Raw genomic sequence first — 13,137 nt, forward strand, 5'->3', positions numbered from 1 at the left:
TCAATTTTATTATATTTTGTTAATGTTGTTTTACTATTAACAAAAAAATAAATTACCCTATGCCGATACCTGATACTCCTGTGCCCGATAACTTAACATCTGACACAGCGATAAATGACCCCGCAATACCAAGCAAGTGCTCTTCATTCATCAAGGGTATTTTTGATAGTCTTCCTATTGTCATCAGCTGTATTTTCATCTCCTTCACATTTCGCCTCAGTTCCGTCAAATTGGGATTCACTTCTCCTGAAGCAGTATCAGGCAAGAAAACTGCAATTTGGGCTTTCGGGTCAGCCGATGAAGTTTTTACTGCTGCAACAACAAAATTGATTAAAGATCAACGCAACCGGAGTGAAAACTGGATGGTCGCAATTGCCATTTGTTTATGGCTGCACTGGGTATTAGGTACGGTATCGGGCACACTTCTGGGAAATAGCCATCTGAATTCATATCCTGCGGTTGAAGCCACTATAACTTTTATGCTGTCTGCCATTCTGGCAGAAATTGTAATTGGTTGTTTAGCAGCCCTTATCCAGGCTCATATCACACAATTGGGTAAAAAATCATCCCTTCGCCCCGGAGCTAATCGAACTCCGGGTAAAAAAATGGGCAAGATAGATATTATTCTGAACAGTATTGGAGTCGCATCAATTTGCTCTCTTCTAATCCCTGATGTAATACAGGAGCACAATAAGCTTTTTCCGACTCTAATTGGCTGTTTTATCATCTATGTATTCCGCTATAAAACGCGCAGTATCATCTTTTCTACACTATCCAGATCAGCCATTTTTGGATTAACATTCAAGGTATTTATGAATTAGGTATCAATATTAAAAGAAATATGATGATAATAAATAACTATAATTGCTAAATTTAACTTTTAATATAGTATTTGTATGGTTTTTCGCAGAAGTTACTTTACCGGTTGAAACTAATAAGGTATCTAAACAATGGAAAGTTCATTCACTCCCACAGAAGAGTTGCTTAATTGCCGTGTTGCACAGCAAAAAGAGTTGAACAAAAGTTTGCCCTATCAAGAGATATTACTCACCCGCTTATCGATGCATGTCCAGAGTAAGATGCTGGAAAGTCGTAATAACATGCTGAGAGCGCAAGGAATCAATGAAACCTTGTTTATGGCACTGATGATCCTGGATACCAAAGAAAGCCGTAGCATTCAGCCATCAGAACTTAGCTCGGCGTTGGGTTCCTCTCGCACAAACGCAACTCGAATTGCTGATGAATTAGAAAAGCAAGGCTGGATAGAAAGAAAAGAGAGCCACAACGATCGCCGTTGTCTCCATCTTCATCTGACAGAAAAAGGTACAAATTTCTTGAATAGTTTACTCCCACCTCAGCATGAGTGTCTGGTTAAACTTTGGTCTGCCCTTGATCTGGAGGAACAAAAACAGTTAGAAAAATTGATGAGAAAATTGTTGACACAATTGGATAACATCGGGGATTGTTTGAAAAAGTGATTGTATTCTCCATGAACAATACCGGATCCCGAAAAATCACAATATGGCAACATGACCTAAAAAAACTTTTCTGCTAGCCAGTATCATTTGGTATGTCATATGGCCAATGATATGTCATATGGCTAACTATTATCCTCAGATAATAATCAATCCCATATAGCCCATCTTTTCCAGTAGTGTAACCCACGCTACTGGAAATGAGTGGTCTTTATGACGTGGATATATCATGCACAAGAAATATACGGAGATTCACTATGAGCCTTAGTGAGGAAAGTCCTTTGTCACCGACTTCAAATCGTCAGCAAAAGAATAAGAAACATCAACGTCGCAATATCATGATTTTTCTTACATTATTATTTTTAATTCTCGGTACGATTTATGCTGTTTACTGGCTCATCTTCTCGCGCCATCAACAAGAAACAGATAACGCTTATGCAGCAGGCAATCAAATACAAATCATGTCTCAGGTCGCGGGTAGTGTCACCACTATCTATTTTGATAATACCGACTTCGTAAAAAGTGGTAGTGTTCTGATACAGCTTGATCCCAGAGATGCTGAACTCACTCTGACAAAAGCGAAAAATGAACTGGCTACTGCCGTGCGGAAAACTCAGCAACAGATGGTTGACAGCAAAAAGTACCAAGCGATCATTGAACAGAAAAAGATTGCTCTGAGAAAAGCGCAGAATGATTTCAACCGAAGGAAAATACTTGGCAGACAAGATGCTATTGGTCAGGAAGAACTACAACATTCATATGAAAGTGTTGCACTTGCCCAGGCTGATCTGGATGTGGCCATCGAACAGTACAATAGTAATCAAGCTATCATTTTAAACACACCGTTGGAAAAACAACCTGTTGTAGAAAAAGCAGCTTCCGGGGTTCGTGATGCCTGGTTAAACTTGCAAAGAACGAAAATTGTCAGCCCTGTAGATGGATATGTTTCTCGTCGTAATGTACAAATAGGTTCTCGCATCAATATGGGAACACCTTTAATGGCTATCGTGCCAGCCACTAATATGTGGATTGAAGCCAATTTTAAAGAAACCCAACTTTCCAATATGAAGATCGGGCAACCGGCAAAAATTACCAGCGATTTTTACGGTAATGGCATCGTATATACAGGTAAAGTTGTTGGCCTTGATATGGGAACCGGTAGTGCTTTTTCTCTGCTGCCAGCCCAAAATGCCAGTGGAAACTGGATCAAAGTTGTTCAACGCTTGCCTGTTCGCATTGAACTTGAACCAGAACAACTGAAGCAGCATCCTCTGCGTATAGGCCTGTCAACAAAAGTGATTGTCGATACGGCAGATACCAATGGAATGACTTTGTCAACTACTGAGCGCATCAAACCAGCCTATCATACGAATGCCTTAATGATAGACATGTCTCCTGTAAATAAAATAGTTACTGACATCATTAATAGTAACTCTAATAATTAGTCATAAGGGGACGTCATGGTGACACGAGAACCACTTACAGGCGCGAAGCTGGCGCTACTGACCATTTCCCTCGCAATGGCTACTTTCATGTTGGTTTTGGATTCAACCATTGCTAACGTTGCCATACCGACAATTGCAGGAAATTTAGGTGCATCAAATTCCCAGGGAACATGGGTCATCACCTCTTTTGGTGTTGCAAACGCCATTTCCATTCCTGTTACCGGTTGGTTGGCAAAACGGTTTGGAGAGGTCAAACTGTTCATTTGGTCTACCGCTCTCTTTACCTTCTCCTCATGGCTGTGTGGCATCGCCAACAGCCTTGAGATGTTGATTGTATTTCGTATCATTCAGGGGCTAGTCGCAGGGCCAGTCCTTCCACTTTGTCAAAGCCTTTTGCTGAATAACTATCCTCCTGCCAAACGGAATATGGCATTGGCACTCTGGTCTGTTATGATCGTGGTTGCACCTATTTGTGGCCCGATACTGGGGGGTTATATCAGTGACAACTATCATTGGGGCTGGATTTTCTTTATTAACATACCTCTTGGTATCGGTATTATTTTTGTCTCAATGCAGATCTTACGAGGCCGGGAAACTAAAATCGAAATTAATCCTATTGATACGGTAGGATTAATTCTGCTGATCGTTGGTGTCGGTTGTCTGCAAATCATGCTTGATCAGGGTAAAGAGCTGGATTGGTTCAATTCCACTGAAATTATCGTCCTGACCGTCATCGCGGTTATCTCATTATCGTTTCTAATTGTATGGGAATTAACCGATGAACACCCTGTTATCGATCTATCATTATTCAAAGAGCGTAACTTTACTATCGGTACACTCAGTATCAGTCTCTCCTTCATGCTGTACTTCGGCAGTATCGTCCTGTTGCCACAGTTACTACAAGAAGTGTTCGGTTATACCGCAACATGGGCCGGCTTTGCAGCTGCTCCGATAGGGTTGTTGCCTCTGCTACTTTCACCACTCATTGGCAAATATGGTCATAAGATCGATATGCGTTTGATCGTAACATTCAGTTTCATTACTTATACTGTCTGTTTCTATTGGCGGGCATATGCATTTGAACCAGGGATGGATTTCGCTACTGCGGCATGGCCTCAATTCGTACAGGGACTCGCTATAGCTTGCTTCTTCATGCCTTTGACAACCATAACTTTGTCAGGTTTAGGACCAGAGCGCATGGCATCAGCTTCCAGCCTGTCAAACTTTACCCGTATATTATCAGGCTCGATTGGAACATCCATCACAACCACAATGTGGACACAACGTGAGTCCGTGCACCACTCATACTTTACGGAGAATATCAATCCGTATAACCCTAATTATCAGCAAACTTATCAACAGCTCTCCCAACTAGGTATGAATGACCAACAGATTTCAGCTTATTTGGCAAAGGGGATCACTCATCAGGGGTTGATTATTGCAGCCAATGAAATTTTTTGGCTTTCCGCAGGTGTATTCCTGGTGTTGACATTGCTGGTCTGGATGGCAAAACCACCTTTTGGTGCAGGAAATCAGGGGAGTGGAGGAGCACACTAACCCGATTTTATCCTAATGACAGGAGGCCGATTTTCCTGATAATCGTTGACAAAACTTGTTTACAAAGAACCCGACTGGCAGTCGGGTTCTTTGTTATCTATGCTCCTGGGGATTAATGAGCGTCTCCTGCCTCTCACCGGAGGCCAGCCTTTGGCCAGGCAAATTCGTTCCCGACGAATCTGTTATTCCCTTGCTGCCGCGACGCAGCTTGAAATCCATTGGGTATAAAATAAATGGTTAGTATTTAACTCACTTTATATGAGCAGTTTTTACAAACTCAGCAATTGGATTAATCAAATTCTCAGAAAATTTCAGACTTTTAGAGGGATCAGATAAATCCAACATTTGACGATTATTAGCAATTTGCAGACGATTCAGACAGCACCGTTTAATTTCTGGTGTAAGCAGTTCATATTGAATAAATTTTTCTCTAAGTTCTGGATGCTCAAGCTGATAATCCAGAATACAATCTGCTACCGCTTTCCAGAAATCTTCTTGTGGATATCCGCCCTGTTCGTCAAGAATTGCCGACAGATAGCGAAAAACTCCATCAAATACGTCAGATAAAATAGTCAATGATTTCATTTCTTCTGGCATATTCACTTTCACCCGACTCGCCTTTTCTGGCAAATCAGCATCAGGGTTCATCACCAGAATTTCTTCTGCCAAATCTTTCATAAAGATGTATTGCGGTATATGCTTCTCAAGCACCATAATGATATTTTCACCATGTGGCATGAACATCAGATCGTAAGCATACAAACAATGCAATAGCGGCAACAGATAACAGCCCAAATAGCGACGTACCCATTCATCCGTAGATAATCCTGATGCAGATATTAAAGCGGGTAAAAAAGCATTCCCCTGTTGATCATGATGCAATAATGCCGCCATCGACATCACATTCTGATCCTTATCAATCAGCTGAAGAGGATTTTCTCTCCATAACGCAGCCATCATTTTCTTATAAGGCGTATCACCATTAATGGCTTGTTCATAATAACTACTCCTAAAACCAATGCTCGCAACTTCTCTCAATAGTCGGAAACCACAACGCTGTAAAACCACATCTTTTTCTACTAAATCAAATAACCATTCATTTATACCCGGTGTTGTTGCCATATAATAAGGTGACAAACCACGCATAAATCCCATATTCAGAATAGATAAAGCGGCTTTTACATAGAAGCGTTGTGGGTTGCTACGATTAAAAAGAGTTCTTATTGACTGCTGCGCCTGATAAATATCGCTTCCCTTACCCAAATAAACCAAGTTTCGGTTAGCAAGGTCATGAGCAAATACCGATGGCAGTTTGTTTTGCCATTGCCACGGATGAAAAGGCATCAATAAATATTCTTCCGGATTAAGCCCCATAAGAATAAGCTTATTATTAAATTGAGTGACCTCCTCTTTTCCTAATTCCTGCTCCAATAGTTGCTGATAAGTAAGTTGTTCAATGCAGGCAAAATGTGCTTTGCTCTTATGCGCTGCCAACCATATCAAACGAATATCAGAAGCAGATTCAGGACTAAAATTTTGGAAATCTTCCGCATCAAAGCCAATACGCCCATTATTAGCAACAAAGATCGGATGACCTTCCATCATTTCAGCTTCAATAGCCTGGAAATCAGCATTGACCAACTCTTCTACTTTAATACCACTCCGATGATATTTAAATGCACTGCTATGTAATGTACTGGTCAATTCTTCCAAATAAGTTGGCATCACAGTATCACTAATACCAAGCTGTTTTTTAAACTCAATGATAAAAAGAATAAAATCGAGTTTAACCCAATCACCTGCCTGCATTTTTCGTAATGAATCAGCATCAATAAGCCAATGATCAAGTGCTAACCGACGTGCGCGAAAATGATAATCAACCGAATGTTCATGATTTTCTAAGTGATACTGCTGATAACCATCCTGGTCTGTGGTTTCAGTCAATAGCTCTGGCGATAACAGACATTCGTGGGCAAACTCAGAAATGGCTTTCTTCAAATGTAATCGGTTCACTTTTTGCCAAATGGCAGGGTATAAGTGCCTAACGAAAGCATCGCTGTGATTAAGAGTTTCCGGTAATTCCGCTGATTGCAACGCTATCTGGTGCTGTTCTCTCGTACAGAATGCTAATCCGGCAGTTTTGTGTGGTAATTGCACAGTTTTATGATAAACAAAACCAGCTCGTAAATTGAGGCGGTGGATTTTTTCATTTCGTATATTAGGCTCAACGACAATTCGATTAACAGCAGAATTACTGAAAATAAATGCAATAATTGTTTGAAAGATCCCCCACGTAAATTGCCTGATTTTCTTATCTGATGGCGCAACCAGTATATGCATCCCCATGTCATCCGGGAGGGCATCATAATATTGGCTAATCTGATCTTTCTGTGCCCAGTAACACTCCAGCAAGAAAACTGGTTGTTCCTGATATATTCCGATAAAAACAGAATCAGGTCGATTTTCTATTAAGTTTTTATAGAAATCTCTTACCTGCTGTTCAGTATGATCTTGCATGCCCCAATAACAAGCATAGTCCCGCTTGACCCAATCTGCGATAACCGCAATGTCTTCATCTATATCTAATGGGCGCAATGAAAACGTTCCCAAATCAGGTAAATTTTTTTCAAACGATGGGGAGACAATATTAGACATCAGCATACTCCTTCACTGGCAACACTAAATTGTTGGAATGAAATACTTTTTTCTATCACGTAATGTTCTTTTCCCGTGATTTGCTCAATCAGGCGAGAATTGCGGTAACAGGCCATTCCCAAGTCTGGCGTCACAAAGCCATGTGTATGCAGTTCAACGTTCTGTACAAAGATTTCATTGTTGTAGTCGATACTGTAATTGCGCTGCACATCATAACGACCTCGTTTATCCCAACGGATACGTTGCTGAATACCCTCAATAAATCCAGGAACCTGATATTGATATCCTGTAGCCAGAACGACTCCTTCTGTTTCCAGAGAAAACGGGGCTTCCTGTTCCTGCTGGAATAAATCCAATACAAATTTTTGTCTTGCAACTGTATTCTGGTTTTCAATTATACAATGCATTTCTCGCAATTCACTGTTGGTATATAACGAAACATTCAATTCACCATTTAACCGCTTGGTGTACATCAAATCGAAAATTTCATTAATAAGTGAGCTATTAATGCCTTTATAGAGAGATTTTTGTGAGCGATTGAGTTCTTCACGCTTATTTTCTGGCAAACTATAGAAATAATCCACATATTCAGGAGAAGTCATCTCCAATGTCAGTTTGGTATATTCAAGCGGGAAAAAACGAGGAGAGCGTGTGACCCAATTGAGTTGATAACCATAGGTATCAACGTCCTGTAACAGATCATAAAAAATCTCTGCGGCACTCTGACCACTTCCTAAAACTGTAATAGATTTCTTTTGTTGTAAGGCTGCTTTATTACTTAAATAATTTCCAGATGTTATCATCTGATTTTCAAATGGCTTGCAACACTTCGGAATATAAGAAGAAGGCCCTGTTCCTAACACCAATTTTTTTGTAAAAAATTGGTGTTTCTGCCCTGTCAAAGTGTCTGTACATTGCAAAATATAATGCGAATGAGATTCATCATAACTAATATCTTCAACCTTTGTGTTAAAACGAAGATTAGAGAGTCTTTCTGCTGCCCATTGACAATATTGGTTATATTCTTTGCGCATCAGGAAAAAATTTTCCCGAATGTAGAATGAATAAATACGTCCCTTCTCTTTTATATAATTGAGAAAACTTAATGGATGTGTCGGAGAGGCTAATGTTACCAAATCCGCCATAAACGGAGTCTGCATAGTCGAGTTTTCCAGCATCATGCCTGGATGCCAATCAAATCCTGATTTCTGATCAATAAACAGGCTAGTGATTTCTTTTATAGGCTGAACCAGACATGCCAACCCCAGATTAAATGGGCCGACTCCAATTGCAATAAAATCATAAGTCTTGGTTGTCATAATTACTCCTAATAAATACCAATTGATCAATAAACAGCTTGATGTTGATTGGATAATGAATCATCAGAAAATACGAGATCAGTCAGCAACAGGTTTCCCTGAGTGACAATACTGTCGATGATCTCTTGTAAATGTTTTACGGTTGTAGCCGGATTAAGGAACGTGAATTTCAGATATTGCCTGTCATTAATTTTAGTGCCGGCAATAACACACTCTCCTTCTCTAAACAGTGCCTTACGGATGCTGGCATTGAGGTGATCAATCGCATATTCAGAGAGTGCTTGCTTCGGAACAAAGCGAAATACCAACGTACTTAATACAGGTTGATGGGCAAGTTCAAAACATGGGTTTTGTCTCATCAAATGATACGCAGACTGCGCTGTGTCCAATAAAGTATCAAATGCCTGTCCAAGTTGTTCGGCACCAATCACGCGCAGTGTCAGCCACATCTTCAGTGCATCAAAACGGCGCGTCGTCTGAATACTTTTATTCACCAGATTCGGCGTTCCCTCCTGTTCCGCACTCAGGGGGTTCAAATACTCCGCATGGTAGGTCAGATGAGAAAAATGCTGTCTATTTTTAACGAAGAAAGCACTGCAACTTACAGGCTGGAAAAAGGATTTGTGGTAATCCACGGTGACAGAATCCGCTCTGTCTATGCCCTGAAGTAAATGAGAGTGGCGGGATGAAACCAACAGACCACATCCATAAGCAGCATCAACATGCAGCCATAAACTGTACTTTTCGGCTAAATCAGCAAGTAAAGGTAATGGATCGATACTGCCAAAGTCGGTCGTTCCCGCAGTAGCGACAATGGCAAAAGGAATATTCCCTTCATCAAGACATTGTTTAATATTTGCTTCTAATGCCTGTACAGACATACGGAATTCATCATCGCATGGAACAGAGACAACAGCGTTATAACCTAACCCCAATATCGCAGCGGCTTTTTGAGTGCTGAAATGGCTGACCGATGAGGAAAAAATACGTAGTTTATGAAAATCCGCAGGTAAACCGTGCAATTGGTTTTTGTGCCCTGGATTCCGTCGGTGACAAAACCAGTCTCGTGCCAATAGCATTGCCATCAGGTTTGATTGCGTACCACCACTGGTAAATATGCCATCTGCTTCTTTACCTAAACCAATCTTATCCAGCGTCCAATCAAGAACTTTTTGTTCTATTAAAGTCCCTCCAGCGCTTTGATCCCATGTATCTACGGATGAGTTTATGCAACCGATTATTGTTTCAGCTATCGCTGATGGCAGCACAAGTGGACAGTTAAGGTGTGCAACATATTTAGGATGATGGAAATAAACCGCATCTTTAATATAAAGATGCTGCAATTCTTCTAATGCATACTCCCAAGATCCCAATGGGTTATCTAAATTTATCTTTTTAAATAATGAAGATAATTCATTAGGTAATATTCCACTAAAAGGAGATTTTGTTTTCTGCAATATCCTTTTTAACTTAACAATTACATCGCAGGAATCTTCCAGATAGCTCCCTGCATTATCACCATTTAATAGATATTGATTAAAGTGCTTTTCTTTAAAGCCATCGCTACTTTTAAAATGATCATTTCCCGTTAAATAGGTGTTTTTGGCCAAAGGTTCGGCAAGTACTTGAGATTCTTCAAACATTATATGTCCTTACTTTCTTTTTATATAAGCTATAGCATTAATATCACAACTTATTGATCTTATAACTATGTTCATTAAATCCAGTTATATATAGCTCTATATTTTTAATTTACTATTCTTAAATTTCGACTCTAAATTCATTAGATATTCTTTTTATTTTTTTAATTCTTATCTATCTGGTTTAGCTAATTTATCCCAATAACATGATTATGAACATATATTCTATATGTTCTGGAAAAGCACCCTGCTTATTATTAATAAAAAATGAAATCTATTTGGTATATAGATGGCCGTTTAAAATTATCTTTTTGAAATATCAACTCCTCTATTAACAATTAAGTTAACAAAGTCAGAAAGAAAATCATAACCTTCTTTTAAGAAAGAAGGTAACTCAACCTAATATTATTTATGCAGTTAATTCAAGAGGACAATCATGACAATTTCCTACTCCCGGTAGTTTGTTCCTTTGACAGCAGCAACGACGCTGAATCACATTATTTCTCAGAATAACTGTCCGATACAATGGATTATCCCTGCCATCCGGTAATTTCTGTTCAAAGAAAAGGTTATTTACCAATATGTCGTATTGTTCAGCATCCATTCTTTCCCTGAAATTACTCAAATACCAATACATCACATAACCAATATTGTTCCATAACAAACGCCCATTAATTCCTTGATAAGATTCAATTTTCTCACAAACAGGAATAATATGGCGATCCAACAAAGAATAATAACGTTCCAGCAGAGATATGGGTTCTTTCATCCAGTTTAATTGGTAATAAACCATATTAGGCCTGCCACTTTCATGAAATTCAACCTGAAAAAGATGGTAATCTGCATCTACTGCTTGTGGATATTCCAACAACATTAACATAATAGGAGGAACAACCAAGCCAAAATACCATTGTGCCCATAACGAATAAAGACCTTTATTATTTGGCTTCTGTTCATTATTCCCATAGTATTCGTTTTGGTAACGTTGCATTAATATTGAGAATTCTTTTTCATTCGACCATTGATAAAAATCCATACTCTCTGATGGGATATTTTCCGCATTCACTTTCATTGATGAATTAAAGTGACTAAATGCACTGTCGAATAAATTAACAATATCGTTAATATCTATTTTTGATATCATTTGATTGGAGCTATGATTATTTTTATTTGTCATTTTACACTCTCCTGTTATATCTCGGAATAACTAACGGCTTGTCAGATTCCGGATCACGAATAATGCAACAGGCCAGACCAAATACATCCGCAATACTTTGTTCTGTGATGATTTCTTCCGGCTTTCCTTCTGCATAAACTTGCCCGTTCTTCATCATGATCAACCGCGTGGCATAACGCAGAGCCAAATTGATATCGTGTAAAACCAGTACCAGAGTTTTTCCTTGTTGATGTAAACGCTGACACAAATCAAGCATTTCAATTTGATGAGAGATATCCAGATAAGTCGTCGGTTCATCCAACAGAATAATGGGAGTTTGCTGTGCCAATGTCATGGCAAACCATGCGCGCTGACGCTGGCCACCTGACAATTCACTGACCAATTTCTGCGACATATCCCATAAATCTACTGCCTGCAATGCTTCATTGACGATACGTTCATCTTCTTCTGACCATTGCCGCAAGAAAGTCTGATAAGCGTAACGTCCACGTGAAACAAGGTCATAAATTGTTAATGCCTCAGTTATAACTGCCCCTTGCGTTAATAATGACAACTCACGTGCAACAGCTTTTGGCTTATAGCGATGGATATTTATTCCATCCAGTTGAACCTCACCCTGTTGTGGCTGCATACTTCGGCTGATTGCCCGCAACAAGGTTGATTTTCCGCATCCATTAGGGCCAATAATGACGCTAAATTCACTATCGTGAATCGCGATATTAATACCGTCAATGATCGTTCTTTTACCGTATGCCAGTGAAAGATTCAGGGCCTTAAGCCGTGAAGTCATTACAGGGGAATTCTCATCCGATGGCATTATCGTGTTCTCCTTAATTCTGCATACAGTAAATACATCAAATAGATCCCACCAATTACCGCAGTAACTAAACCGACAGGTAAACGAGCCGGAGTTGGTAATATCAGGGTAATTAAATCAGACAACAGCATCAGTAAAGCCCCAACCAAAGCAGAGCAAAACAGTGCGGCTCCTTTCGCATGTACTAATCGACGGGCAATTTGTGGTGCAGAAAGGGCAATAAAAGAAACAGGGCCGACAACTAATACTGACATGGCGGCAAAAATGACTGCCAACAATATGCTGACAATCTGGATAAGGCGTACTGGTACACCCAGTGTATTAGCGATGTCATCGCCAAAATGGGTATAATTTAATTGCCTGCCCAACCAAAACAATACGGGAGTAAAAATCACCAGCCCACTGATAAGTGTCACATCCTGCCATCCCCTGCTGGCAAGACTACCACTCAGTAATGAACGTATTTGCTGAGCCTGCTCTACGCGAATATTTGAGACAGCAAAGTCAACCATTGCCATACAAAATGCAGCAACTGCAACCCCGGATATCACTATTTTCCCGGTTTGCATTCTCCCCAGACCTGCGCCATTTCCGAGATAAACTAACAACACAGCCAGCCCGGCTCCCAATAAGGCTCCTAAAGGAATTGGCAGTACATCGGGCCAGATAAGCACCGATGCCATAATACCTACTGCGGCTCCGGCATTTATACCAATGATGTCTGGGCTACCAAGTGCATTGCGGGTAGTCAGCTGAAAAAGCGTCCCCGAAAGAGCCAGTGCTATTCCCGCTCCAATTGCTACTAATGCTCTGGGCAAACGGATCTGTAATAGAATAAATTCTTGATAAGGCGTTTCCGTTGTCAGAAAAGGGTTATCCATCCCTTCTCTGCCTGATGATAAGGTCAGATAAAAAAGCACTACCAACAACAGCAACATCGAAAATACCACTTTCCTTGTCTGCCATGATGGTGTGATAAAAACGGCCTTTCCCAATGCGAATGTTCTGACACGTGGCTGCCTGATTGGTGTTGACGAATCAATCTGCGTCAT

At 40.1% G+C, this 13,137-nt stretch carries 11 protein-coding genes; 5 read left to right on the plus strand and 6 right to left on the minus strand.

Annotated elements, in window-relative coordinates; genetic code table 11:
- The first annotated feature begins 59 nt into the window (after positions 1-59).
- The 5 genes from BDD26_RS20690 to BDD26_RS19220 all read left to right on the plus strand — a co-directional run bounded on the left by BDD26_RS20690 (position 60) and on the right by BDD26_RS19220 (position 4,705).
- A complete protein-coding gene (locus tag BDD26_RS20690) occupies positions 60-821 on the plus strand; it encodes an AzlC family ABC transporter permease (protein ID WP_115827448.1) in 762 nt (253 codons plus the stop codon).
- A gap of 129 nt (positions 822-950) precedes the next feature.
- Entirely contained in the window at positions 951-1,478 is a 528-nt protein-coding gene (mprA, locus tag BDD26_RS19205; protein ID WP_038260094.1) for a transcriptional repressor MprA, read from the plus strand.
- Between the two features lie 254 nt (positions 1,479-1,732).
- A complete protein-coding gene (emrA, locus tag BDD26_RS19210; RefSeq protein ID WP_115827449.1) occupies positions 1,733-2,920 on the plus strand; it encodes a multidrug efflux MFS transporter periplasmic adaptor subunit EmrA in 1,188 nt (395 codons plus the stop codon).
- A 15-nt stretch (positions 2,921-2,935) separates the two neighbouring features.
- Positions 2,936-4,477 (plus strand): multidrug efflux MFS transporter permease subunit EmrB, encoded by a 1,542-nt coding sequence (emrB, locus tag BDD26_RS19215; RefSeq protein ID WP_115827450.1) that lies wholly within the window; start codon positions 2,936-2,938, stop codon positions 4,475-4,477.
- A 45-nt stretch (positions 4,478-4,522) separates the two neighbouring features.
- Positions 4,523-4,705, plus strand: coding sequence for a hypothetical protein (locus tag BDD26_RS19220; RefSeq protein WP_115827451.1), 183 nt, complete (start codon positions 4,523-4,525; stop codon positions 4,703-4,705).
- Between the two features lie 21 nt (positions 4,706-4,726).
- Here BDD26_RS19220 and BDD26_RS19225 read toward each other — a convergent pair whose 3' ends face one another.
- The 6 genes from BDD26_RS19225 to BDD26_RS19250 all read right to left on the minus strand — a co-directional run bounded on the left by BDD26_RS19225 (position 4,727) and on the right by BDD26_RS19250 (position 13,137).
- A complete protein-coding gene (locus tag BDD26_RS19225) occupies positions 4,727-7,132 on the minus strand; it encodes a GNAT family N-acetyltransferase (protein WP_115827452.1) in 2,406 nt (801 codons plus the stop codon).
- Positions 7,132-8,451 (minus strand): lysine N(6)-hydroxylase/L-ornithine N(5)-oxygenase family protein, encoded by a 1,320-nt coding sequence (locus BDD26_RS19230; RefSeq protein WP_115827453.1) that lies wholly within the window; start codon positions 8,449-8,451, stop codon positions 7,132-7,134. The genes BDD26_RS19225 and BDD26_RS19230 overlap by 1 nt, the downstream gene beginning before the upstream one ends.
- A 26-nt stretch (positions 8,452-8,477) precedes the next feature.
- Positions 8,478-10,094 carry a pyridoxal phosphate-dependent decarboxylase family protein gene (locus BDD26_RS19235; protein ID WP_115827454.1) on the minus strand — a complete coding sequence of 539 codons (1,617 nt, stop codon included), beginning with the start codon at positions 10,092-10,094 and terminating at the stop codon, positions 8,478-8,480.
- 406 nt (positions 10,095-10,500) lie between these two features.
- Positions 10,501-11,268 (minus strand): siderophore-iron reductase FhuF, encoded by a 768-nt coding sequence (gene fhuF, locus BDD26_RS19240; RefSeq protein WP_115827455.1) that lies wholly within the window; start codon positions 11,266-11,268, stop codon positions 10,501-10,503.
- Between the two features lies 1 nt (position 11,269).
- Positions 11,270-12,085: an ABC transporter ATP-binding protein gene (locus BDD26_RS19245; protein ID WP_115827456.1), complete on the minus strand. Its 816-nt coding sequence runs from the start codon at positions 12,083-12,085 to the stop codon at positions 11,270-11,272.
- Positions 12,085-13,137 carry a FecCD family ABC transporter permease gene (locus BDD26_RS19250; protein ID WP_115827457.1) on the minus strand — a complete coding sequence of 351 codons (1,053 nt, stop codon included), beginning with the start codon at positions 13,135-13,137 and terminating at the stop codon, positions 12,085-12,087. The genes BDD26_RS19245 and BDD26_RS19250 overlap by 1 nt, the downstream gene beginning before the upstream one ends.

The organism is Xenorhabdus cabanillasii (assembly GCF_003386665.1).
Taxonomy (GTDB): domain Bacteria; phylum Pseudomonadota; class Gammaproteobacteria; order Enterobacterales; family Enterobacteriaceae; genus Xenorhabdus; species Xenorhabdus cabanillasii.

Excerpts from the sequence above, each read along its gene's own strand:
- BDD26_RS20690 (WP_115827448.1), top strand. The coding sequence starts at position 60 with ATGCCGATACCTGATACTCCTGTGCCCGATAACTTAACATCTGACACA.
- mprA (WP_038260094.1), top strand. The coding sequence starts at position 951 with ATGGAAAGTTCATTCACTCCCACAGAAGAGTTGCTTAATTGCCGTGTT.
- emrA (WP_115827449.1), top strand. The coding sequence starts at position 1,733 with ATGAGCCTTAGTGAGGAAAGTCCTTTGTCACCGACTTCAAATCGTCAG.
- emrB (WP_115827450.1), top strand. The coding sequence starts at position 2,936 with ATGGTGACACGAGAACCACTTACAGGCGCGAAGCTGGCGCTACTGACC.
- BDD26_RS19225 (WP_115827452.1), bottom strand. The coding sequence starts at position 7,132 with ATGTCTAATATTGTCTCCCCATCGTTTGAAAAAAATTTACCTGATTTG.
- BDD26_RS19230 (WP_115827453.1), bottom strand. The coding sequence starts at position 8,451 with ATGACAACCAAGACTTATGATTTTATTGCAATTGGAGTCGGCCCATTT.
- BDD26_RS19235 (WP_115827454.1), bottom strand. The coding sequence starts at position 10,094 with ATGTTTGAAGAATCTCAAGTACTTGCCGAACCTTTGGCCAAAAACACC.
- fhuF (WP_115827455.1), bottom strand. The coding sequence starts at position 11,268 with ATGACAAATAAAAATAATCATAGCTCCAATCAAATGATATCAAAAATA.
- BDD26_RS19245 (WP_115827456.1), bottom strand. The coding sequence starts at position 12,085 with ATGCCATCGGATGAGAATTCCCCTGTAATGACTTCACGGCTTAAGGCC.
- BDD26_RS19250 (WP_115827457.1), bottom strand. The coding sequence starts at position 13,137 with ATGACGCAGATTGATTCGTCAACACCAATCAGGCAGCCACGTGTCAGA.